Source organism: Pseudoxanthomonas composti, from assembly GCF_004122095.1.
Taxonomy (GTDB): domain Bacteria; phylum Pseudomonadota; class Gammaproteobacteria; order Xanthomonadales; family Xanthomonadaceae; genus Pseudoxanthomonas_A; species Pseudoxanthomonas_A composti.
The window spans coordinates 219,553-240,437 of the sequence record NZ_SAWZ01000004.1 but is presented as its reverse complement, the minus strand read 5'-3'; the positions used below and the strand labels follow the sequence as shown (position 1 = coordinate 240,437).

The 20,885-nt window shown below is 67.0% G+C and carries 21 protein-coding genes; 13 read left to right on the top strand and 8 right to left on the bottom strand.

Going from position 1 to position 20,885, the window contains the following annotated elements:
• Positions 1 to 9: 9 nt before the first annotated feature.
• The 3 genes from yidC to rpmH form a co-directional block, all read right to left on the bottom strand.
• Positions 10 to 1,725 carry a membrane protein insertase YidC gene (gene yidC / locus EPA99_RS09475; protein WP_129470975.1) on the bottom strand — a complete coding sequence of 572 codons (1,716 nt, stop codon included), beginning with the start codon at positions 1,723 to 1,725 and terminating at the stop codon, positions 10 to 12.
• 13 nt (positions 1,726 to 1,738) lie between these two features.
• On the bottom strand, positions 1,739 to 2,173 hold the full coding sequence (gene rnpA / locus EPA99_RS09470; RefSeq protein ID WP_129470974.1) for a ribonuclease P protein component: 435 nt from the start codon (positions 2,171 to 2,173) through the stop codon (positions 1,739 to 1,741).
• Positions 2,174 to 2,248: 75 nt separating this feature from the next.
• Entirely contained in the window at positions 2,249 to 2,389 is a 141-nt protein-coding gene (gene rpmH, locus EPA99_RS09465; RefSeq protein WP_129470973.1) for a 50S ribosomal protein L34, read from the bottom strand.
• Positions 2,390 to 2,631: 242 nt separating this feature from the next.
• Here rpmH and dnaA point away from each other — a divergent pair, with 242 nt between their 5' ends.
• The 12 genes from dnaA (at position 2,632) to EPA99_RS09405 (ending at position 15,291) form a co-directional block, all read left to right on the top strand.
• Positions 2,632 to 3,963: a chromosomal replication initiator protein DnaA gene (dnaA, locus tag EPA99_RS09460; RefSeq protein WP_129470972.1), complete on the top strand. Its 1,332-nt coding sequence runs from the start codon at positions 2,632 to 2,634 to the stop codon at positions 3,961 to 3,963.
• 223 nt (positions 3,964 to 4,186) lie between these two features.
• Positions 4,187 to 5,284, top strand: coding sequence for a DNA polymerase III subunit beta (gene dnaN, locus EPA99_RS09455; protein WP_129470971.1), 1,098 nt, complete (start codon positions 4,187 to 4,189; stop codon positions 5,282 to 5,284).
• 97 nt (positions 5,285 to 5,381) lie between these two features.
• Positions 5,382 to 6,470 (top strand): DNA replication/repair protein RecF, encoded by a 1,089-nt coding sequence (recF, locus tag EPA99_RS09450; protein WP_129470970.1) that lies wholly within the window; start codon positions 5,382 to 5,384, stop codon positions 6,468 to 6,470.
• A 202-nt stretch (positions 6,471 to 6,672) separates the two neighbouring features.
• Positions 6,673 to 9,147 carry a DNA topoisomerase (ATP-hydrolyzing) subunit B gene (gyrB, locus tag EPA99_RS09445; protein ID WP_129470969.1) on the top strand — a complete coding sequence of 825 codons (2,475 nt, stop codon included), beginning with the start codon at positions 6,673 to 6,675 and terminating at the stop codon, positions 9,145 to 9,147.
• A gap of 115 nt (positions 9,148 to 9,262) precedes the next feature.
• The gene (locus EPA99_RS09440) at positions 9,263 to 9,967 is read left to right on the top strand and encodes a CPBP family intramembrane glutamic endopeptidase (protein ID WP_241688340.1); all 705 of its coding nucleotides are present in this window, start codon (positions 9,263 to 9,265) and stop codon (positions 9,965 to 9,967) included.
• A gap of 36 nt (positions 9,968 to 10,003) precedes the next feature.
• The gene (locus EPA99_RS09435; RefSeq protein ID WP_129470967.1) at positions 10,004 to 10,825 is read left to right on the top strand and encodes a M48 family metallopeptidase; all 822 of its coding nucleotides are present in this window, start codon (positions 10,004 to 10,006) and stop codon (positions 10,823 to 10,825) included.
• Between the two features lie 159 nt (positions 10,826 to 10,984).
• Entirely contained in the window at positions 10,985 to 12,163 is a 1,179-nt protein-coding gene (locus EPA99_RS09430; RefSeq protein WP_129470966.1) for a heme biosynthesis protein HemY, read from the top strand.
• 159 nt (positions 12,164 to 12,322) lie between these two features.
• On the top strand, positions 12,323 to 12,997 hold the full coding sequence (locus EPA99_RS09425) for an energy transducer TonB (protein ID WP_129470965.1): 675 nt from the start codon (positions 12,323 to 12,325) through the stop codon (positions 12,995 to 12,997).
• A 71-nt stretch (positions 12,998 to 13,068) separates the two neighbouring features.
• On the top strand, positions 13,069 to 13,821 hold the full coding sequence (gene exbB, locus EPA99_RS09420) for a TonB-system energizer ExbB (RefSeq protein WP_129470964.1): 753 nt from the start codon (positions 13,069 to 13,071) through the stop codon (positions 13,819 to 13,821).
• A gap of 45 nt (positions 13,822 to 13,866) precedes the next feature.
• On the top strand, positions 13,867 to 14,292 hold the full coding sequence (locus EPA99_RS09415; protein WP_129470963.1) for an ExbD/TolR family protein: 426 nt from the start codon (positions 13,867 to 13,869) through the stop codon (positions 14,290 to 14,292).
• 3 nt (positions 14,293 to 14,295) lie between these two features.
• On the top strand, positions 14,296 to 14,709 hold the full coding sequence (locus tag EPA99_RS09410) for an ExbD/TolR family protein (protein ID WP_129470962.1): 414 nt from the start codon (positions 14,296 to 14,298) through the stop codon (positions 14,707 to 14,709).
• Between the two features lie 183 nt (positions 14,710 to 14,892).
• Entirely contained in the window at positions 14,893 to 15,291 is a 399-nt protein-coding gene (locus EPA99_RS09405; protein ID WP_129470961.1) for an ExbD/TolR family protein, read from the top strand.
• 129 nt (positions 15,292 to 15,420) lie between these two features.
• Here EPA99_RS09405 and EPA99_RS09400 read toward each other — a convergent pair whose 3' ends face one another.
• The 3 genes from EPA99_RS09400 to cls all read right to left on the bottom strand — a co-directional run bounded on the left by EPA99_RS09400 (position 15,421) and on the right by cls (position 17,985).
• Positions 15,421 to 16,194, bottom strand: a complete 774-nt coding sequence (locus EPA99_RS09400) for a pyridoxine 5'-phosphate synthase (protein ID WP_206733737.1) — start codon at positions 16,192 to 16,194, stop codon at positions 15,421 to 15,423.
• Complete coding sequence (locus tag EPA99_RS09395; protein WP_129470959.1) at positions 16,194 to 16,463, bottom strand: hypothetical protein; 270 nt, start codon at positions 16,461 to 16,463, stop codon at positions 16,194 to 16,196. Before EPA99_RS09395 ends, EPA99_RS09400 begins: the two co-directional genes overlap by 1 nt.
• 70 nt (positions 16,464 to 16,533) lie before the next feature.
• Entirely contained in the window at positions 16,534 to 17,985 is a 1,452-nt protein-coding gene (gene cls / locus EPA99_RS09390; RefSeq protein ID WP_129470958.1) for a cardiolipin synthase, read from the bottom strand.
• Between the two features lie 57 nt (positions 17,986 to 18,042).
• Between cls and EPA99_RS09385 the strand changes: the two genes are divergently transcribed.
• Entirely contained in the window at positions 18,043 to 19,119 is a 1,077-nt protein-coding gene (locus tag EPA99_RS09385; RefSeq protein WP_129470957.1) for a PA0069 family radical SAM protein, read from the top strand.
• 16 nt (positions 19,120 to 19,135) lie between these two features.
• Here EPA99_RS09385 and EPA99_RS09380 read toward each other — a convergent pair whose 3' ends face one another.
• Entirely contained in the window at positions 19,136 to 19,687 is a 552-nt protein-coding gene (locus tag EPA99_RS09380) for a DUF308 domain-containing protein (RefSeq protein WP_129470956.1), read from the bottom strand.
• A gap of 96 nt (positions 19,688 to 19,783) precedes the next feature.
• Positions 19,784 to 20,368, bottom strand: coding sequence for a TetR/AcrR family transcriptional regulator (locus EPA99_RS09375; protein WP_129470955.1), 585 nt, complete (start codon positions 20,366 to 20,368; stop codon positions 19,784 to 19,786).
• Positions 20,369 to 20,885 lie beyond the last annotated feature (517 nt).

The window sequence follows — 20,885 nt, the reverse complement described above, 5'->3', positions numbered from 1 at the left end:
GTGCTCGACCTACTTGGCCGCCTTGGCTGGGCTGGGCGCGCTGTACTTGCGCGTCATCCACCACTGCTGCGCCAGGCCCAGCGCGCCGTTGGTCACCCAGTACAGCACCAGGCCGGACGGGAACAGCGCCATCATCACGCCGAAGGCCAGCGGCATGTACATCATGATCTTCTGCTGGGTTGGGTCCATGCCCGGCGCGGGGTTCAGGCGCTGGGTGAAGAACATGATCGCCACGTTCAGCACCGGCAGGATGAAGTAAGGATCGCGCGCGGTCAGGTCGTGGATCCAGAACGCCCATGGCGCCTGGCGCAGTTCCACCGACTCGTTGAGCACCCAGTACAGCGACAGCCAGATCGGCATCTGCACCAGCACCGGCAGGCAGCCGCCCATCGGGTTGATCTTCTCCTTCTTGTACAGGTCCATCATCGCCTGCTGGTACTTCTGGCGATCATCGCCATAGCGCTCCTTCAGCTGCGCCAGGCGCGGCTGGAACTGGCGCATCTTGGCGGCGCTGCGGTATTGCGCGTTGGCCAGCGGGAACAGCACCAGCTTGACCACCACTACCAGGCCGATGATCGACCAGCCCCAGTTGCCGACCAGGTCGTGGATGTGGCTGAGGATCCAGAACAGGCCCGAGCCGATCACCGCGAAGATGGAGAACTGGCTGTAGTCGATGGCGCGGTCCAGGCCCGGCACCTGCGCGGTGGCGATGCTGGCCACCAGCTTGGGACCTACCCACAGGCGCGCGGAGGTCGTGCTCTGCTGGCCCGGCGGCACGTTGACGCCCGGGCCGGCCTCGCTGATCAGGTAGCGCTGGGTCCCGGCCACCTTGCGCTCGGCCAGCGACACCTTGACCTTGTCGTCGGCCTGCGGGATCCAGCCGCTCATGAAGTGGTGCTGCAGCATGGCGATCCAGCCGCCGGTCATCTGCTGGTCGACCCGGCCATCATCCAGGTAGTCCTTGAACTTGCGGCGCTGGTAGCCCACGTCCTTGCTGTACCAGGCCGAGCCCAGCAGGCTGAAGGATTCCGGGTTGGTCATGCCGCTCTTGACCTCGGGCGGCACGCGCTCGAGCTGGCGGTACACCACGCCCTGGAACGGCGCGCTGCCGGTGTTGAGCACCTGGTCGGCCACGTCCACCGCGTACTGGCCGCGCTTGAAGGTGAAAGTGCGGCGGATGCTGACGCCATTGGGTCCCTTCCACACGAAGGGCACCACCAGCGTGTCCTGGCCCTGCTCCAACACCGCCGGCGCGTTGCCTTGCTCGGGCACGAACTGCGCCGGCAGCGCCGTGCCATTGCCGCCCACCCAGGCGATGCCCGCGGTGTAGTAGGTGCCGGGGACATCGTTGAACAGACGCACCGGCGGGCTGCCCGCGTCCTTGCTCTGCGGGAACTTCAGCAGATCGGCCTGCAGCACGCGGCTGCCGTCCAGTTCGACCTGCAGCACGTCGGTGCTCACGCGCACGCGCGCGGCCGCGCCCTGCTGGGCCGGGGCGGGACCGGCGAGCTGTGGCGAGGTGCTCGGCAGTGCCAGCCCGTCGGTGTTGGGGATCACGCCCGGATCGGCGCCATTGCCCGGCGCGGTCACCCCTTCGGTCGTCCCTGCCGTGGCGGCGGCGGGCGTGGATGGCGTGGGCGCGCTGTGCTGGCGGCTCCATTCCATCCACAGCAGGGTCGCCACCATCAGCCAGGCGAGGATCAGGAAGACACGGGTCTGGTTCATCGGACAGGCAATCTCAGGCGTCGCCCGACGGCGACGCGGACAGGGAAGAGGAGGTCGGTGCCGGAGCGGCAGGCGCGGGCATTGTGCCGCCCACCGCCGCAGGCGGCAACGCGCCGGAGCGCTGGAGCAGGCGGCAGAACGCCTCGCGCAGCGCGGTGTTGGTAGCTTGGCGGGCCACGTGACGGGCGACCACGACATAGTCGCCGGCGGGCAGCTGCGCACGCAGCTGACGGAACTGCTCGCGCAGCACGCGCTTGATGCGGTTGCGGCCGACGGCATTCGGATCGACCTTGCGCGAGACCGCCAGACCGAGGCGGGGTTCGCTCGCCGTCTCGCGCGCCCAGTGCAGGACCATCAGCGGATCGGCGGTGCGGCGCGCACGGTCGAACGCACGGGTGTAGTCACCGCGCGTGCGGACCCGCGAGCTTCGCGGGAACGTCAGGGACATCGTGGGATCTGGTCCGCCGAGAGGGGCGGACCCAAGCCTCATCGGCCGTGCGCGTGGCAGGCCGATGAATCAGGATCAGGCGCTGAGACGCGCGCGACCCTTGGCGCGACGACGGGCCAGGATCTTGCGGCCGTCGGCGGTCTTCATGCGGGCACGGAAACCATGGTCGCGCTTGCGCTTGAGGTTGCTGGGTTGATAGGTGCGCTTGGTGGCCATGGGGGCCTCGAATGATGGTGGACGGAAAGAACCGGAAATTCTAGAGAGGTGTATGCCGCAAGGTCAAGTCCTGCTTGACTTTTTCTTGCACGGCCGTGGACAAGTCTGTGGGCGGGCCTGTGCATAACTCCTTTGCGGCACCGGGTCCCGGTGGTAGTCTGACCGGCCGGCTGCTCTGCCGAATTCCCACGCATCGTGCGCTTTTCCGTGCGCCGTTGCCCAAGCACACGTTGAACGATTTGATGGATGCCTGGCCCCGCTGCCTTGAACGTCTGGAAGCCGAGTTTCCAGCCGAAGACGTACACACCTGGCTCAAGCCGCTGCAAGCCGACCAGCGCAGCGACGCGATGGTGCTGTACGCGCCCAATGCCTTCATCGTCGACCAGGTGCGCGAGCGCTACCTCTCGCGCATCCGCGAACTGCTGACCTACTTCGCCGGGCATGGCGATGTCTCGCTGGAGATCGGCTCGCGTCGGGCCGCCGCGCCGGCGCCGAGCGCGTCCACGCTGTCCACCTCGGCCACGGCCACCGCGCTGGCCGCCGAGCCCTACGCGGGCAACATGGACAACCACTACACCTTCGACAACTTCGTCGAGGGTCGCAGCAACCAGCTGGCGCGCGCGGCGGCCTGGCAGGCCGCGCAGAAGCCTGGCGACCGTGCGCACAACCCCCTGCTGCTGTACGGCGGCACCGGCCTGGGCAAGACCCACCTGATGTTCGCCGCCGGCAACGAGATGCTGCGTGCCCGGCCCGAGGCGCGCGTGCTGTACCTGCGCTCGGAACAGTTCTTCAGCGCCATGACCAAGGCACTGATCGAAAAATCGATGGACCAGTTCAAGCGCCGCTTCCAGCAGGTCGATGCGCTGCTGATCGACGACATCCAGTTCTTCGCCGGCAAGGACCGCACGCAAGAGGAGTTCTTCCACACCTTCAACGCGCTGTTCGACGGACGCCAGCAGATCATCCTGACCTGCGACCGCTACCCGCGCGAGGTCGAAGGCCTGGAGCCGCGGCTGAAGTCGCGCCTGGCCTGGGGCCTGTCGGTGGCCATCGACCCGCCGGACTTCGAGACCCGCGCGGCCATCGTGCTGGCCAAGGCGCGCGAGCGCGGCGCGGAGATCCCCGACGATGTGGCCTTCCTGTTGGCCAAGAAGATGCGCTCCAACGTGCGCGATCTGGAAGGCGCCCTCAACACGCTGGCCGCCCGCGCCAACTTCACCGGCCGGGCGATCACCCCGGAGTTCGCCCAGGAAACCCTGCGCGACCTGCTGCGGGCCCAGCAGCAGGCCATTTCCATCGCCAACATCCAGAAGACCGTGGCCGACTACTACGGCCTGCAGATCAAGGACCTGCTGTCCAAGCGCCGGACGCGCTCGCTGGCCCGTCCGCGGCAGGTGGCCATGGCCCTGGCCAAGGAACTGACCGAGCACAGCCTGCCCGAGATCGGCGATGCCTTCGCCGGGCGCGATCACACCACCGTGCTGCATGCCTGCCGCCAGATCCGCAACCTGATGGAGACCGATGGCAAGCTGCGCGAGGATTGGGACAAACTTATACGCAAGCTCAGTGAGTAAGCCCCTGCCGCAGTTGTGGATAAGATGTGCGTCGAACGCAGCCGCGTTTTTATCCACAGCTTTTCCCAGAAGCGCGCCGCCGCTTGTCCACCGGGTTGTAGTTCGGAAATTCGCTTCAGATTCAAAGGGTTGAAGTAGTTTCAGGCGATTTTGCGCGCTACCACCACCACCAGCTTTTTATTTATTTCCACAATTAAATCTACGGCATAGGGACCTAGACCAGATGCGTTTCAGCCTCCAACGAGAAGCTCTCCTCAAACCCCTGGCGCAAGTGGTCAATGTCGTGGAACGGCGCCAGACCTTGCCGGTGCTGGCCAACTTCCTGGTCCAGGTCAGCAACGGCCAGCTCTCGCTGACCGGCACCGACCTGGAAGTGGAGATGGTGTCGCGCAGCGCAGTGGACGATGCGCAGGATGGGGAAACCACCATTCCGGCACGCAAGTTGTTCGACATCATTCGCGCCCTGCCCGATGGCAGCCGCGTCACCGTCTCCCAGACCGGTGACAAGGTCACCGTGCAGGCCGGCCGGAGCCGTTTCACCCTGGCCACCCTGCCCGCGAACGATTTCCCGTCGGTGGATGAGGTGGAAGCCACCGAACGCGTGCACGTGCCTGAAGCCACCTTGAAGGAGCTGATCGAGCGCACCGCGTTCGCGATGGCCCAGCAGGACGTGCGCTACTACCTCAACGGGCTGTTGTTCGACCTGCGCGATAGCGGTCTTCGTTGTGTGGCCACCGATGGTCACCGCTTGGCGCTGTGCGAGGCGTCGCTGGAAGGCAGCACCGGCAAGCGCCAGATCATCGTGCCGCGCAAGGGCGTGACCGAGCTGCAGCGCCTGCTGGAAGGTGGCGAGCGCGTGGTTGAACTGGAAATCGGTCGCAGCCACATCCGCATGAAGCGCGACGATGTCACCTTCACCAGCAAGCTGATCGATGGCCGTTTCCCGGATTACGAGGCAGTGATCCCGATCGGCGCGGACCGCGAAGTCAAGCTCGACCGCGAGGTGCTGCGCGCGGCGCTGCAGCGTGCGGCCATCCTGTCCAACGAGAAGTACCGCGGCGTGCGCGTGGAAGTGTCGCCTGGCCAGTTGAAGATCAGCGCGCACAACCCCGAGCAGGAAGAAGCGCAGGAAGAGATCGAAGCCGACACCAAGGTCGACGACCTGGCGATCGGCTTCAACGTGAATTACCTCCTGGATGCGCTCTCTGCGCTGAAGGATGAGTTCATCGTGCTGCAGCTGCGCGATGCCAACTCGTCGGCCTTGGTGCGTGAGGCCTCCAGCGAGAAGTGTCGCCACGTGGTGATGCCGCTGCGTCTGTGACGGTTGGGACGATGTTCCACGTGGAACGCGCTGCACGACGCCCGGGTGATCCGGGCGTTGTCGTATCTGCTTCACGGGCGGGTCGCGAGGTCTCTTCGTGCTGGTAACCCGCCTCACAGGCTCGCAGATCCGCAGATTCGCAGGATTTCAGCTTGAGCTGGGCCCTGGGCTGAATGTGATCACCGGGGAGAACGGTGCTGGCAAGACCACGGTGCTGGAGGCGCTGCACGTCATGGCTTACGGGCGCAGTTTCCGGGGGCGTGTCCGTGACGGGCTGATCCGCAGCCACGCGGACGCGCTGGAGATCTTCGTTGAATGGGAAGAGCAGCGGCTGGGGCGTCAGCGCCGCGCGGGCCTGCGGCACTCAGGGCAGCAATGGGAGGGGCGACTGGACGGCCAGAACGTGGCGCAGCTGGGCGATCTGTGCGCCGCCTTTGCGGTGGTGACCTTCGAACCAGGGAGTCACGCGCTGGTGACAGGCAGCGCAGAAGCCCGTCGTCGCTACCTGGATTGGGGCCTGTTCCACGTGGAACCTGGCTTCCTCCCGCTGTGGCGGCGCTATGCGCGGGCGCTCAAGCAACGCAATGCCCTTTTGAAGCAGCATGGCGGTCCCCGCGACCTGGAGCCTTGGGAGGCTGAGCTGGCGGACAGTGGCGAACAGCTTACGCTGCACCGTGGAGGATATCTGGATGCGCTCGAGGCGCATCTGGCCGAGGTCGCCACTGAGCTCGTCCCCTCCTTGGGCACGCCGTCCGTCTCCTTCTTGCCGGGCTGGCGCCGGTCCGAGGTCTCGCTCGCAGACGCGCTGCTGCTCTCGCGTGAGCGTGATCGCATGACCGGGTATACGCATGCCGGCCCGCATCGCGCCGACTGGCGGATCGACTTCCCCGCGCTGCCCAACCGCGAGCCGCTTTCTCGTGGTCAGGCCAAGCTGACCGCGTTGTCGTGCCTGCTTGCACAGGCGCAGGATTTTGCGGCCCGCCAGGGGGAATGGCCAGTGGTGGCGCTGGATGACCTCGCTTCCGAGCTGGATCGCGGGCATCAGGAGCGCGTGTTGGGGCGGCTAGCCGGTTCGCCGGCCCAGGTTGTGATCACGGGTACCGAGCTCCCCTCCCCTTTGTCGACCGCGGATTGGCGCTTCACGCGGTTCCACGTGGAACATGGATCGGTCGGCAGGCCTGAGTGATCTCACGAGGCAACGTCGGCCTCCCAATGCACTGGTGGCTCCCTGTTCCACGTGGAACACACCCCCCACGTGGCTCCCCTCAGCCCCCGCGGCCAGCCCTGCCCGCCCCGGGTGCTATAATCGGATCAACACCTTACCGCCCGTTCCAGCGCCCGGCGCGATCGCACCGGATGGCGCTGAGGGCTGCAGCTGACGGACCCGAATGAGCGACGAACACCAGACCGGCTCCACCCCGACTCCGCAGAACGGCAACTACGACGCCAACAGCATCACCGCCCTGGAAGGCCTGGAAGCGGTCCGCAAGCGTCCCGGCATGTACATCGGCGACGTGCACGATGGCACCGGCCTGCACCACATGGTGTTCGAAGTCGTGGACAACTCCATCGACGAGGCCCTGGCCGGCCACGCCGATGCGGTCACGGTGACCATCCATGCCGATGGTTCGGTCTCGGTCTCGGACAACGGTCGCGGTATTCCGGTCGGCAAGCATGCGCAGATGAGCGCCAAGCTCGGCCGCGAGGTCTCGGCGGCGGAAGTGGTCATGACCGTGCTGCACGCCGGCGGCAAGTTCGACGACAACAGCTACAAGGTGTCCGGCGGCCTGCACGGCGTCGGCGTCAGCGTGGTCAATGCGCTGTCGGAAAAGCTGTTGCTGGATGTGTTCCAGGGCGGCGCGCATTACCAGCAGGAATTCAGCAACGGCGCGGCGGTTGCCCCGCTCAAGCAGCTGGGCGAGACCAGCAAACGCGGCACCACGGTGCGCTTCTGGCCCTCGGAGGTCGCCTTCCACGGCAATACCGAGTTCCACTACGACATCCTCGCCCGCCGCCTGCGTGAGCTCTCCTTCCTCAATTCCGGCGTCAAGATCGTGCTGGCCGACGAGCGCGGCGACGGGCGTCGCGACGACTTCCACTACGAAGGCGGCATCCGCAGCTTCGTGGAGCACCTGGCGCAGCTGAAGACCCCGTTGCATCCCAACGTCATCGCCGTCACCGGCGAGCACAACAACATCACCGTGGAAGTGGCGCTGCAGTGGACCGACTCCTACCAGGAGACGATGTACTGCTTCACCAACAACATCCCGCAGAAGGACGGCGGTACCCACCTGGCCGGCTTCCGCGGCGCGCTGACCCGGGTGCTGAACAACTACATCGAGCAGAACGGCATCGCCAAACAGGCCAAGATCAGCCTGACCGGCGATGACATGCGCGAAGGCATGATCGCGGTGCTGTCGGTCAAGGTGCCCGACCCCAGCTTCTCCAGCCAGACCAAGGAGAAGCTGGTCAGCTCGGACGTGCGTCCGGCCGTGGAGAACGCCTTCGGTGCCCGCCTGGAGGAGTTCCTGCAGGAGAACCCGAACGAAGCCAAGGCCATCGCCGGCAAGATCGTCGATGCCGCCCGCGCCCGCGAAGCCGCGCGCAAGGCCCGCGACCTCACCCGTCGCAAGGGCGCCCTGGACATTGCCGGCCTGCCTGGGAAGCTGGCTGACTGCCAGGAGAAGGATCCGGCGCTGTCGGAGCTGTTCATCGTCGAGGGCGACTCGGCCGGTGGCTCGGCCAAGCAAGGGCGCAACCGCAAGAACCAGGCGGTGCTGCCGCTGCGCGGCAAGATCCTCAACGTGGAACGCGCGCGCTTCGACCGCATGCTGTCTTCCGACCAGGTGGGTACCCTGATCACCGCGCTGGGCACCGGCATCGGCAAGGACGAGTACAACCCGGACAAGCTGCGCTACCACCGCATCATCATCATGACCGACGCGGACGTGGACGGTGCGCACATCCGCACCCTGCTGCTGACCTTCTTCTACCGGCAGATGCCGGAGCTGATCGAGCGTGGCCACGTCTACATCGGCCTGCCGCCGCTGTACAAGCTCAAGCAGGGCAAGCAGGAGCTGTACCTGAAGGACGATGCGGCGCTCAATGCCTACCTGGCCAATAGCGCAGTCGAAGGTGCCTCCCTGGTCCCGGCCGCCGGCGAGCCGCCGATTGCCGGCGAGGTCCTGGAAAAGCTGCTGATCCTGTACGCCAATGCGCGCGAATCGATCGGCCGCAACGCCCACCGCTTCGATCCGGCGCTGCTGGAGGCGCTGATCGATGCCGCCCCGGTCGATGCCTTGGTCGGCTTGTCCGGCGAGGCCCTGCGCAGCGAGCTGGCCAAGCTGGAAGCGACGCTCAACAGCAGTAGCATCGGTAGTCCCCGTTACGCTCTGGAGCTGCAGCCGGCCACCGAGCAGCGTCCGGCCGCCCTGCTCTCCCATCGCCGCCACATGGGTGAGGAGCTGACCCAGGTGCTGCCGCTGTCCGCCTTCGAGACCGGCGAGCTGCGCGCCGTGCGCGAGGTCGCCGCGCAATTGCACGGCCTGGTGCGTGAAGGCGCGCAGATCCAGCGTGGCACCCGCAGCCAGGAGATCCGCAGCTTCGCCCAGGCCCAGGCCTGGCTGCTGGAGGAGGCCAAGAAGGGCCGGCAGGTCCAGCGCTTCAAGGGCCTGGGCGAGATGAACCCGGAGCAGCTGTGGGACACCACGGTGAACCCGGACACCCGTCGCATGCTGCAGGTGCGGATCGAGGACGCGGTGGCAGCCGACGAGATCTTCAGCACGTTGATGGGCGATGTGGTCGAGCCGCGCCGTGAGTTCATCGACGCCAACGCCCTGAAGGTCACCAACCTCGACATCTGAGGCGGCCTTGACGCCCGAACCCCTGCCCGCCGCAGCCGCTCCGCCTGCGGCCCCCCGCCCGCTTGGGCGGACGCTGGCGCACTTTGCGGTCGATGTGGCGATCGCGACGGCGGCGATGCTGCTGCTCTCGTTGCTCGTCGGCTTCGGGCTGGCCGTGCTGGCAGGGTTTCGTGCCGGCCTTGCCGGGCAGAAGGCGGATATCGCCCACCTGGTGCAGCAGCCCGGCACCCTGGGACTGATGTTGATCGCTGGGCTCAGCACCGGCGGTGCCGCCCTGCTGGTCTACGCACTGCGTGGCCACCGCGCCACCGCGGCCGAGCGGCGACAGGCCTGGGTCAGGCTAGCCAAGCCCGTCACCTGGGCCTGGATCGCGCTGGCCGCCGTCGCCGTGTTCGCCTGCAGCAGCAGCATCAGCGTGATCGGCCAGTGGCTGGACGTCCCGCTCAATCCCACCAACCAGTCCCTGGTCGACGGCGGATTCCGCGATGCGCCGTGGGCGCTGGCGCTGTTCGCAGTGCTGATCGCTCCGGCCTATGAGGAGCTGCTGTTCAGGCGCGTGTTGTTCGGCCAGCTGTGGAAGGCCGGCTACCCGCGGCTGGGCATGGCCCTGACCGCGGCCCTGTTCGCCCTGCTGCATGAACTGCCCACCCTCGATGGGCACCAGGCGCGCACCCTGCTGCTGTGGGCGGCCTACGGCGCGATGGGGCTGGTGTTCGCCGCGCTCTATCGCAAGACCGGCACCTTGTGGGCCTCCATCCTGGCCCATGCCCTCAACAATGGCCTGGCCCTGGCAATTGCTGCACTGCAGGGTCACGGTTGACGGGAAATTAAGCACAATCTGCGGATGCTCAGAGCCATGAATTCATCTTCCTCTTCGCGCTGGCGCCGCCCCCTGGTTGGCGTCCTGCTGATCGTCTCGCTGGCCATCGTCGGCTGCGCCACCACCACCTCTTCCACCGGCCGCCGTCAGTACGTGGGCGGCGTGTCCCAGCAAGAGCTGGACCAGCTCGGCACCAAGGCCTTCGCCGAGACCAAGCAGAAGGAAAAGCTCAGCCAGGACGCCCGCCAGAACGCTTATGTGCGCTGCGTGGTGAACGACTTGGTGGCCCAGCTGCCGGCCCAGCAGCGGGCGGTGGCCTGGGAAACGGCGCTGTTCCAGAACGATGAGCCTAATGCCTTTGCCCTGCCCGGCGGCAAGGTCGGCGTCTACACCGGCATCTTCAAGGTGGCCAAGACCCAGGATCAGCTGGCGGCAGTGCTGGCGCACGAAATCGGCCACGTGGTCGAGCGCCACCACGACGAGCGCATTACCCGCCAGATGGGCGCGTCCGGCGCGGTCTCGCTGCTCGGCGCCCTGGCGGGCGACTATGGCCAGCTGGCCTCGCAGGGCGGCAGTCTGCTGGCGCAGACCGGCTTTCTGCTGCCGGGTTCGCGTGCGCAGGAGAGCGAGGCCGACGTGGTCGGACAGCGCCTGATGGCGCAGGCCGGCTTCGACCCGGCCCAGGCGGTGAACCTGTGGCAGAACATGATCAGCGCCGGCGGCGAGCGCCCCCCGCAGTGGCTGTCCACCCACCCCGACCCAAGCTCGCGCATCCGCGAACTGCAGTCACGCGCGGCCTCGCTGGAACCTGTCTACGCGCAGGCCCGGGCCGCTGGCAGGAAGCCGACCTGCGGATGAAGGTAAGCGGTTTCCAGTGAAACCGCGCTTGTTCAATTAAATCGTTGCAAACAACGAAATCCCTACATTTTTGTCATGGGTTTCTGCTACGTTCATCGGCCGTCGCGATCCCTCGCCGTGACGCTCTTTCCACCCTCCTGCAAGACCTGAGGTGAATCAATGTTGTTGCGTCATACCCGTACTGCCTTGCTGTCCCTCGCCATCGCCGGCTTGCTGGGAACGGGCGTCATGGCCGATGCGCAGGCCCAGGGCCGCGACCGGTCCGAGCGCCAGTCCAAGCAGAAGCAGGAAGTGCTGTATCCCAACGCGACGCGTGAAGCGCCCAAGGCCAAGAGCTCGTCCAAGATGGGCTCCAAGCTGCAGAAGATGATCGACACCTTCAACAAGGATGAGTTCGCCGAAGCGCGCACGCAGGCCGACGCCATCCTTGCCGACGGCAATGCCAACGAAGCGGACAAGGCCCTCGCCGCGCAGATCGCCGCGCAGTCGGCCTACAGCACCGATGATTCGGCCGCAGCCAAGGCTTACCTGCAGCAGGCGATCGACTTCAATGGCCTGGACAACAACGGCCATTACCAGTCGATGTTCATGCTCGCCCAGCTGCAGCTGCAGGACGACCAGTACAACGAGGGCCTGGCCACGCTGGACAAGTACCTGACCGAGACCAAGTCGACCAAGCCGGAAGACCAGGTGCTCAAGGGCCAGGCGCTGTACCAGATGCAGCGCTATCCCGAAGCGATCGCCGTGCTCAAGCCAGTCATCGACGCCACGCCCGATGCCAAGGACAGCTGGGTGCAGCTGCTGATGGCTTCCTACGCCGAGAACAACCAGGGCGCCGAAGCCACCGCCCTGGCCGAGAAGATCGCGGCCAAGGCGCCGAACGACAAGAAGGCGCAGATGAACCTGGCGGCCATGTACATGCAGGCCGACCAGATGGACAAGGCCTCCGCGGTGCTGGAGAAGCTGCGCGCCTCGGGCCAGCTCAATGAGGAAAAGGACTACCGCCAGCTCTACGCCACCTACGCGAACATGGATGGCAAGGAGAAGGAAGTCATCGCGGTCATCAACGACGGCCTGCAGAAGAACATCCTCAAGCCCAACGCCGAGGTCTACACCGCGCTGGCGCAGTCGTACTACTACTCCGATCAGATTCCTCAGGCGATCGAGGCGTGGCAGAAGGCCGCCCCGTTGGCCAAGGACGGCGAGACCTACCTCAACCTCGCCAAGGTGCTGTACCAGGAAGGCAAGAAGCCGGAAGCCAAGCAGGCAGCGAAATCCGCGCTCGAAAAGGGCGTCAAGAAGCCGGAAGACGCGAAGAAGATCATCGCTGCACCCTGACCGCCCAAAAGCGGTCAAAAAGCCGCGTGAAACCGTGGTATCGGCACGCGGCTTTGGTATAAGCTCAAGGTTCCACCCCCCTGACTGGGACGGTCGGAATCCTCACTCCCCACAAGGGCGCGCGACGCGTTCGCGGCCCGCTTTTGAGTCAAATGGCGCATGGCTGAACAACTCGTCATCAACCGACATCGCGAAGACGACACGCCGAGCGGCCTGAATTGGCCGCGCATCATCGGCATGGCGTTCGTGATGGCGCTTCACGTGGCAGTGTTCCTGCTGCTGCTGATTCCCGCCGTCGCACCGAAGGAAAAGAAGGAAGAGGAACGCAAGACGCTCGTGACGATCGTCGACGCGCCGCCGCCTCCGCCTCCGCCGCCGCCGCCGCCGCCGCCGGAAGACAAGCCGCCGCCGCCGGTGAAGACCCTGGCACCACCCAAGCCCACCCCGACCCCGCCGCCGCCGGAAGCTCCGCCGGTGGACGTGCCGGAGCCGCGCCCGACGGACATCGTGACGCCGCCGGCCCCGCCGTCGCCGCCGGCCCCGACGCCCGACGTGAGCGCCAGCGTGGACATCTCCTCGAAGAACATGAACCCCCCGCGTTATCCGCCGGCAGCCGCCCGCGCAGGTATCCAGGGCCAGGTCATCCTGATCATCGATGTCGATGCCAACGGCAACGTCACCAACGTGTCCGTCGAGAAGTCCAGTCGCAATCGCGACCTCGACCGCGCGGCGATGGAAGCAGCACGCAAGTGGCGCTTCAACCCCGGCCAGTCGGGCGGAAACAAGGTCGCAGGGCGCGTGCGCGTCCCGGTCGACTTCAGCATGGGCGGCTGATCCAGCGCCCACGCTCCTCAACACAAACAAGCGTCACTTCCAACTCCACTCTTTAAAGAAAGGTAAGCGTCATGCTGCAGGAAACCTTGATCGCCGCTGCCGGGGGCGCCAACGCCGCCGCTGCTCTGAACCAGATGGGCTTCGAGCACCTCATCACCGAAATGACCAGCCAGCCGAGCAAGTTCGCGGTCTCCTGGGCCGTGCTGCTGACCCTGGTGGTCATGTCGGCCATGTCCTGGTACTGGACGGTCATCAACATCATCAAGAGCATGCGCCTGAAGTCGCAGGCTGACCGCGTCACCAGCGCTTTCTGGGAGACCCCGAACGCCCAGGACGCCATCCGCGCCATGGAAGAGCAGCCGAAGAACGAGCCCTTCTCGAAGATCGCCCTGGACGCCGCCCAGGCCGCTGCGCACCACCAGCGCGCCGAAGGCTCCACCGCCGCCGAGACCCTGAGCCGTTCGGAGTTCGTCGACCGCGCCCTGCGTCAGGCCGTGGCCCGCGAGAGCGGCAAGATCCAGGGCGGCATGATCCTGCTGGCCACCGTCGGTGCGACCGCGCCGTTCGTGGGTCTGCTGGGTACGGTGTGGGGCATCTACGGTGCGCTGATCCAGATCGGTGCCTCGGGCAACGCCGGTATCGAAGCGGTGGCCGGCCCGGTGGGTGAGGCGCTGATCATGACCGCCATCGGTCTGTTCGTCGCGATCCCGGCCGTGTTCGCCTTCAACTTCTTCAGCAAGATCAACAGCTCGACGATCGCCAAGTTCGATGCGTTCGCGCACGACCTGCACGACTTCTTCGCCACCGGCGCCCGCGTGCGCTGATCGCAAGAAGCAAGAACGTCAACGCCTAGATAGACGGAGCCCCTCATGGCTTTCAGTTCCGGTAACAGCGGTGGTCCGATGGTGGACATCAACGTCACGCCCCTCGTGGACGTGATGCTGGTGCTGCTGATCATCTTCATCATCACCACCCCCTTGATGTCGCAGAAGGTGAAGGTGGAACTTCCCGAAACGAAGTTCCAGCCGGAGGCCGATGCGAACGAAAAGCGGCCGAACCCGATCACGCTGGCAGTCACGGAAGACGGCTCCATCTATTACAACGATGAGCCGGTGAGCAAGGAGGTGCTGGAATCGCGTCTGTCCAGCGCCGCGCAGATGACCCCGCAGCCCCCGCTCAATCTTCGTGGCGATCGCACGACGCGTATGTCGACGATCAACGAGATCACGAAGATCGCGCAGAACCAGGGCATGCTGGACATCGGCTTCGTCTCCATGCAGCAGAAGGATCGGTGACCCATGGCTTTCAGTAGCGGTGGTGGCAAGGGCGCCATGTCGGAGATCAACGTCACCCCGTTGATCGACGTGATGCTCGTGCTGCTGATCATCTTCATCGTGACCGCGCCGATCACGACCTATCCCATCGACGTCAATCTGCCGCAGCGTGTGATCAACCCGCCGCCGCAGATGAAGGATCCGCCGCCGCCGATCGATCTGCGGATCGATGCTTCCGGCACGGTGTACTGGAACAACAGTCCGACCCCCATCGACGCCCTGCAGCAGAAGATGGAAGAGGAAGTCCAGCGTGATCCGACCAACCAGCCGGCACTGAACATCGATGCGAATCCCGATGCGCAGTACCAGGTGATGGCTCAGGTCCTGGCGGCTGCGCGCAACGCGCAGATGCAGAAGATCGGTTTCATGAACCAGTAAAACGGTTCGTTTGGAACCTAAGAGAGAGCCGCCTTCGGGCGGCTTTTTCTTTGTCGGCCAGATGTGCGGCCACGGGTTCTCCAGGCGCGACATGCGGGCCACGCGGGCAAGGCCCCCCGCTCGCTTGCCAACGCCTCAGGGGCGGCGTAGCGTCGGAGGCGAGCCACCACAAGGAGTTCCAGCATGTCGCTGTCCGTGTCCGCTCGTCCCTCCGCGCTGTCGGAGATGAACATCACCCCGTTGATCGACGTGATGTTGGTGCTGCTGATCATCTTCATCGTCACCGCGCCGGTGCTGCCGCGTCAGCTCGATGCCGCCCTGCCCCAGTCCAGCGCCGCCTCGCCTGCGCGGATCGAATCGGCCAAGCTGCTGCTCGAGGTCCGTGCGGACGGCAGCGTGCAACTGGACGGGCGTCCCCTGGACATGGGCACGTTGGCTGAGCGCCTGGCCGATGCGCGTGCTGCGGATGACCGCGTCCAGGTCAGCATCCACGCCGATGCCTCGGCCAGCTACCAGGCCATGGCCGAAGCGCTCTCCTTGGTGCGACAGGCCGAGATCACCCAGGTCGCCGTCTTACCCTGATCGGCTCAGCGTGAGCCGTGGCCGCATCGCGGGCTTGCGAGCGGACCGGTCACCGCTTGGGACACCCGTCGCCGTGGGTCAAGCCCATGGCGGCGAGCGCGCGGCGCTTAGTCCGCCGGGGCGCCCCCCTCAGGACCGGGCCGCCGTCAGCAGCCGCACATAAGCCTGGACGGTGTCGGTCAGCCCGGCGTACAAGGCCTCGCCGATCAGCGCATGGCCGATGGAGACTTCCAGCAGCGCGGGCACGCGTTGGGCGAACAGTCCGAGATTGTCCTGCGACAGGTCGTGGCCGGCATTGACGCCCAGGCCCAGGGCCTGGGCCTGGCGTGCGGTGGCGATGCAGGCGTCCAACGCGGCATCCGGCGTGCCTGCCGCGAACGCCTCGGCGTAAGGGCCGGTATAGAGCTCGATGCGGTCGGCGCCGAGCTCGGCGGCCTGCGCCAGGCCCGCACAGCCAGCATCGGCAAACAGGCTGACCCGGCAGCCCAGCGCCTTGAACTCGGTCACCAGCGGCCGCAGGCGCGCGTGATCGGCGATGAAATCAAAGCCATGGTCGGAGGTGATCTGGCCGTCCCCATCCGGCACCAGCGTGACCTGCGCCGGTCGCGTCGACGCGCACAGCTCCAGCAGGCCCGGATAGCCCGGTCGCGGCGGGGCGAACGGATTGCCCTCGATGTTGAACTCCACGCCGCGCTCGCGCGTCAGTGCCGACAGGGCGATCACGTCGTCGTGGCGGATATGCCGCTGGTCCGGCCGCGGATGCACGGTGATGCCCTGCGCACCGGCGTCCAGGCAAGTGCGGGCGGCGCGCACCACGTCAGGCTCGGCGCCACCGCGCGAGTTGCGCAGCACGGCGATCTTGTTGACGTTGACGCTGAGCGCGGTCACTCGGGGGTCCTGCATCACGGTGCCGGCGGCGGCGTGGTGTCCTGGCCGGCGGCCTTGGCGGTGCGGCGCGCTTCGGCGACCTGGCGCAGGCGATGCAGCTCGGCCGGGTCGATCAGCTGGGCACTGCGGTCGCTGCCGCCCATGCGCGCCTGGTACCAGGCGATGGCCCAGGCCACGATCAGGGCAAAAGCGACCAGCAGGCTGACCAGCATCAGCGCCACCGAGGTGGTGCGGAAGGCCAGGAACAGCGCCCCCAGCGACAACAGGAGAAACAGCCAATGCATGGGACATCCCCGCGGATCGGATCGTGCGGATTCTACGCCTTCGGAAACGAGGCGTTGGTGGCGCGGCGTCTCACAGCAGTGGCGAGAACAGGCGGGCGAAAGCCTCGGGCAGGCGATGGCGCCACAGCGAGCGGTTACGGTCGTTGCGCACCGGCTGCGCACTGGCGAACTCGCCCTGCATCAGCTCGGCCAGCTCTGCCACCAGCCCCGGGTCGCGGAACAGCACCGACAGCTCGAAGTTGAGCCGGAAGCTGCGGTGGTCGAAGTTGGCGCTGCCGACGATGCCGAGCGCGTCGTCGCACAGCATCGCCTTGGTGTGCAGCAGGCGGGGCCCGTACTCGTAGATCTTCACCCCGGCCGCCAGCAGTTCATCGAAGTACGAGCGCGCGGCCCAGGTGACCAGGCGCGAATCGCTGAGCTTGGGCACCAGCAGGCGCACGTCCAGGCCGCCCAGGGCCGAGGAGGTCAGCGCCATGCGCGCGGCCTCGCCGGGGACGAAGTAGGGCGTCACCAGCCACACGCGCTGGCGCGCATCGTGGATGGCCGAGACGTGCACGCGGTGGATGGCTTCCCAGTTCGAATCCGGCCCGGAGGCGATGGCCTGGACCGGGATCGTCCCGGCCTCGGGTCCAGCGCCCGGCCACAGCACGGTGCCGCGGAAGTCCTCGCGGTTATCGCCGGTGGCATAGACCCAGTCCTCGACGAAGACCTGCTGCATGCTGCGCACCACCTCGCCACGCAGGGACAGGTGCAGGTCGCGGTAGGCATCGCTGCGCGCGCGCTCGTCCTCCTCGTCGGTGATGTTGATGCCGCCGGTGAGCGCGATGCGGCCATCGACCACCACCAGCTTGCGGTGGGTGCGCAGGTTCACCCAGGGACGACGGAAGCGCAGGATGCGGGTGGGATGGAACCAGGCGAACCGGCCGCCGGCATCGAGCAGCGGCTTGAGGAAGCGCTTGTTGACCCGCGAGGCGCCCATCGCATCCAGCAGCAGGCGCACCTTGACCCCGGCACGGGCGCGCTCGACCAGGGCATCGCGCAGGCGCGTGCCGATGCCGTCGGGCTCGAAGATGTAGTACTCCACGTGCACGTGGTTGCGCGCACCGGCGATGGCCTCCAGCAGCGCGGTGTAGGTGGCCGCGCCATCCACCAGCAGCCGCACCTCGGTGGCCGAGGACGGCGGCAGGCCGGTGGTGGCCTGGCCGATCATGGCCAGTTCGGTGCACTCGGCATCGGGCGGGCAGATGGCCTGGTAGGCCTCCAGCCCCGAGCGCGAACGATGGCGCCGCAGCCGCTGGCGCTTGACCTTCTGCGGGCCCAGCAGGAAGTAGATCAGGTAGCCCAGGTAGGGCAGCGCGGCCAGGCACAGGACCCAGCTCAGCGTGGCCACGGGCTCGCGCTTCTGCAGGATCACCAGCCCGATGACGTGCAGGATGTAGGCGACCCAGGCCAGGGTGAGGAACAGGTGCAGATGCGGGATGTCCCACACCGTGGTCCAGGCCGATTCGAGGAAGGCGAGCATGCGCGAATTCTAGGCTGCGTCGCAGCAGCTGAGACACCGCCCAGGCAGGCTGGCCGGATGGGCGAGGCGATCAAAGGCAGGGGTTCGACGGGCTGGCTGCCCGGACGTTTTGCCAAGACCGTGCCCGAGGCGTTCGACGATGGCTGGCATGCGCGCCAGGACGAGGGCGAGGCGGACCTGCTGCCGCGCACCCAGGTCACCGAGGAGCGCGCGCGCAGCATCATCAGCCGCAACAGCTCGCCGGATATCTCCTTTTCGCAGTCGGTCAATCCCTACCGCGGCTGCGAGCATGGCTGCAGCTATTGCTTCGCCCGGCCCACGCACAGCTACCTGGACCTGTCCCCTGGCCTGGACTTCGAAACCCGGCTGTACGCCAAGACCAATGCGGTGGAGCTGCTGCGCGCGGAGTTGGCCAAGCCCGGCTATCGGGTCAGCCCGATCACACTGGGCATCAACACCGATGCCTACCAGCCGCTGGAGCGGCGCATGCAGCTGACGCGGCGGCTGATCGAGGTCTTCGCCGAAACGCGGCATCCGTTCACGCTGATCACCAAGAACGCGCTGATCGAGCGCGACCTGGACCTGCTGGCACCGCTGGCCGCGCAGGGCCTGGTGCACGTGGCGCTGTCGATCACCTCGCTGGACAACCGGCTCTCGGCCAGGCTGGAACCGCGGGCTTCGGCCCCGCTGGCGCGCCTGCGGGCGATGAAGGCCCTGAGCGATGCCGGCGTGCCGGTCGGGGTGATGTTCGCCCCGGCCATTCCCTGGGTGAACGACGCGCACCTGGAAGGCGTGCTGGAGGCCGCACGCCAGGCCGGGGCCGGCTCGGCCGGGTACGTGCTGCTGCGCCTGCCGCACGAGGTCGCGCCGCTGTTCCGCGACTGGCTGCAGACGCACGTGCCGGACCGGGCCGCGCATGTGATGAGCACGGTGCAGCAGCTGCGCGGCGGCAAGGACTACGACAGCCGTTTCGGCAGCCGCATGCGCGGGCAGGGGGTGTATGCGGACCTGCTGGAGCGTCGCTTCGCCCTGGCCAGCAAGCGCCTGGGGTTCGACCGCAGTGGCTGGCCGCAGCTGGATTGCAGCCGCTTCGTGGCTCCACGCAAACCCTCACCGCAGGGCGAGCTGTTCTAAAAGCCGCTTGCGCGGCTCAGGCCGTGCGCCGTCGGCGCAGGGTCAGCCACAGCGCCGAGAGCAGGAAGTAGATGGCGCCCATGGCGGCATACCCGGCGATGGGGGCGATGGACGTGGCACCGGATTTGATTGATTGCAGCAGGAAGAAGGTACCGGCCAGCGCCGACTGGGCGCCGCTGAGGATCATGGCCCACTGCGCGCCGACCTGCCTGCGCCGCAGCAGGGCCGTGCGCAGCTGCAACAGACCGGCCGCGATGGCCCAGGCCCCGTAGACGCCGAGCACCGCCGACAGCCCGGCCGCAAGCGCGACCAGTACCGCGAGCGCGGCCGCGGTGCTGACCGCGACGTTGATGGCCTGGGCCTTGTTGCGCGCCAGTCCGCCGCTGCGCCTGGCGTCGATGAAGTTGGCCACGGCGTCCCAGGCGGGGTAGAGCACCAGCAGCACGCTTGCCAGGGTCGGGTTCGACAGGGCCAGGCCGAAGGCGGCGGCGACCCAGGCCAGGGAAAAGGCGGCGCGCAGCGCGTAGTAGCGCTTGAGCCATTGCGGTTGCAGGGCGAGTGAGGTCATGGGAAGCGGGTCCTTGTGTATTTGGAGGTGCAAGCGGCCGCTGGCGGACCATGAGGTCGCCAGGCGGAGGCCAGAAATAGAGCGACGTGGGGCGGGTCAGCCGCTGGGCGAGAGCCGCTCCAGCAAGGGCTGCATGATGTGCCCGAACAGCGCGGGATCGCCGTAGGCACGCGCCGAGAGCATGGCGCCGTGCACGGTGGCCATGAAGGCCTGCGCCTCTTGCTCGGGCGTGGCCGGCAGTTGGAACACGCCCTGCTGCTGGCCCTGCGCGAACACCGCGGCCAGCCACGTGGACAGGTCGCGGAAGTGGGCGGTGACCTCGGCGGCCACCGCCTCGGGCAGCACTGGCAGTTCGGCCGAGAGCAGGGCGCACAGGCAGATCGGGGCGCTGGCATCGCTGATGCAGCCTTCCCAGTAGCCGATGTATTGCCGCAGCTGGGCCTGCGGATCGGCGGTGTGGGTCTGAAGCGCGGCAAGCCCCTCACGGGCCTGGCCGCGGTACTGCGCCAGCAGGACCTGGACCAGCTCGGCCTTGGTGGGGAAATGGTGGTGGATGCTGGGCTTGCGGATGCCGACCCGGCTGGCGATGTCGGCATAGCTGAAACCGCTGTAGCCGCCGCTGGCGATCAGGCTGCGGGCCTGGTCCAGGATCTGGTGTGCGGTAGAGGCCGTGTTCGTCATGCGACCAATCTACCTACTAGTAGGTAGATACGCAAGGCGTCGCCCTGGCTTTGAACCGAAGGGTTCAGCTGGATCGTGATGACACCCAGGGCTGGCGGCACCACCGAGCTGAGCACCTCGAAGATCCTGCCCCCCGTCTCCAGCGGGGCGGTCCCGCGCGCGAGGCCTGCCCGAAGACGCACTGGGCACGGGCCTCCGGCGGCACGGGGCTGGGTGTCTGGACGACTGCGGGCCGGGCATCGTCAGCCTGGGAAGGCGCTGCCGCGACCGCGAATCGACAACCCGCGCCGACCGTAGCGAGGTGGGCCGGGAGAGCCCGGACCCGATGCCGCCACCGCGGAAGTTCAGGGCCGTGGACGCGTTGGTCGCGCGCGTGGCGACATGGCAGACCGCCTGCGCGCTCGATCTGGTGCCGCGACCCGGGGGCGGGCGCATCGATGTCGGCATGGAGTGGGTCCACGGGATCGACCTCTGCCGCGCAGGAGATCTTCGGCGGGCGGCAAGCAGTCCTGGATCG

What these genes read in the sequence shown, in the direction of transcription:
- yidC (WP_129470975.1), bottom strand. Translation starts at nt 1,725, where the DNA reads ATGAACCAGACCCGTGTCTTCCTGATCCTCGCCTGGCTGATGGTGGCG.
- rnpA (WP_129470974.1), bottom strand. Translation starts at nt 2,173, where the DNA reads ATGTCCCTGACGTTCCCGCGAAGCTCGCGGGTCCGCACGCGCGGTGAC.
- rpmH (WP_129470973.1), bottom strand. Translation starts at nt 2,389, where the DNA reads ATGGCCACCAAGCGCACCTATCAACCCAGCAACCTCAAGCGCAAGCGC.
- dnaA (WP_129470972.1), top strand. Translation starts at nt 2,632, where the DNA reads ATGGATGCCTGGCCCCGCTGCCTTGAACGTCTGGAAGCCGAGTTTCCA.
- dnaN (WP_129470971.1), top strand. Translation starts at nt 4,187, where the DNA reads ATGCGTTTCAGCCTCCAACGAGAAGCTCTCCTCAAACCCCTGGCGCAA.
- gyrB (WP_129470969.1), top strand. Translation starts at nt 6,673, where the DNA reads ATGAGCGACGAACACCAGACCGGCTCCACCCCGACTCCGCAGAACGGC.
- EPA99_RS09440 (WP_241688340.1), top strand. Translation starts at nt 9,263, where the DNA reads ATGCTGCTGCTCTCGTTGCTCGTCGGCTTCGGGCTGGCCGTGCTGGCA.
- EPA99_RS09435 (WP_129470967.1), top strand. Translation starts at nt 10,004, where the DNA reads ATGAATTCATCTTCCTCTTCGCGCTGGCGCCGCCCCCTGGTTGGCGTC.
- EPA99_RS09430 (WP_129470966.1), top strand. Translation starts at nt 10,985, where the DNA reads ATGTTGTTGCGTCATACCCGTACTGCCTTGCTGTCCCTCGCCATCGCC.
- EPA99_RS09425 (WP_129470965.1), top strand. Translation starts at nt 12,323, where the DNA reads ATGGCTGAACAACTCGTCATCAACCGACATCGCGAAGACGACACGCCG.
- exbB (WP_129470964.1), top strand. Translation starts at nt 13,069, where the DNA reads ATGCTGCAGGAAACCTTGATCGCCGCTGCCGGGGGCGCCAACGCCGCC.
- EPA99_RS09415 (WP_129470963.1), top strand. Translation starts at nt 13,867, where the DNA reads ATGGCTTTCAGTTCCGGTAACAGCGGTGGTCCGATGGTGGACATCAAC.
- EPA99_RS09410 (WP_129470962.1), top strand. Translation starts at nt 14,296, where the DNA reads ATGGCTTTCAGTAGCGGTGGTGGCAAGGGCGCCATGTCGGAGATCAAC.
- EPA99_RS09405 (WP_129470961.1), top strand. Translation starts at nt 14,893, where the DNA reads ATGTCGCTGTCCGTGTCCGCTCGTCCCTCCGCGCTGTCGGAGATGAAC.
- EPA99_RS09400 (WP_206733737.1), bottom strand. Translation starts at nt 16,194, where the DNA reads ATGCAGGACCCCCGAGTGACCGCGCTCAGCGTCAACGTCAACAAGATC.
- EPA99_RS09395 (WP_129470959.1), bottom strand. Translation starts at nt 16,463, where the DNA reads ATGCATTGGCTGTTTCTCCTGTTGTCGCTGGGGGCGCTGTTCCTGGCC.
- cls (WP_129470958.1), bottom strand. Translation starts at nt 17,985, where the DNA reads ATGCTCGCCTTCCTCGAATCGGCCTGGACCACGGTGTGGGACATCCCG.
- EPA99_RS09385 (WP_129470957.1), top strand. Translation starts at nt 18,043, where the DNA reads ATGGGCGAGGCGATCAAAGGCAGGGGTTCGACGGGCTGGCTGCCCGGA.
- EPA99_RS09380 (WP_129470956.1), bottom strand. Translation starts at nt 19,687, where the DNA reads ATGACCTCACTCGCCCTGCAACCGCAATGGCTCAAGCGCTACTACGCG.
- EPA99_RS09375 (WP_129470955.1), bottom strand. Translation starts at nt 20,368, where the DNA reads ATGACGAACACGGCCTCTACCGCACACCAGATCCTGGACCAGGCCCGC.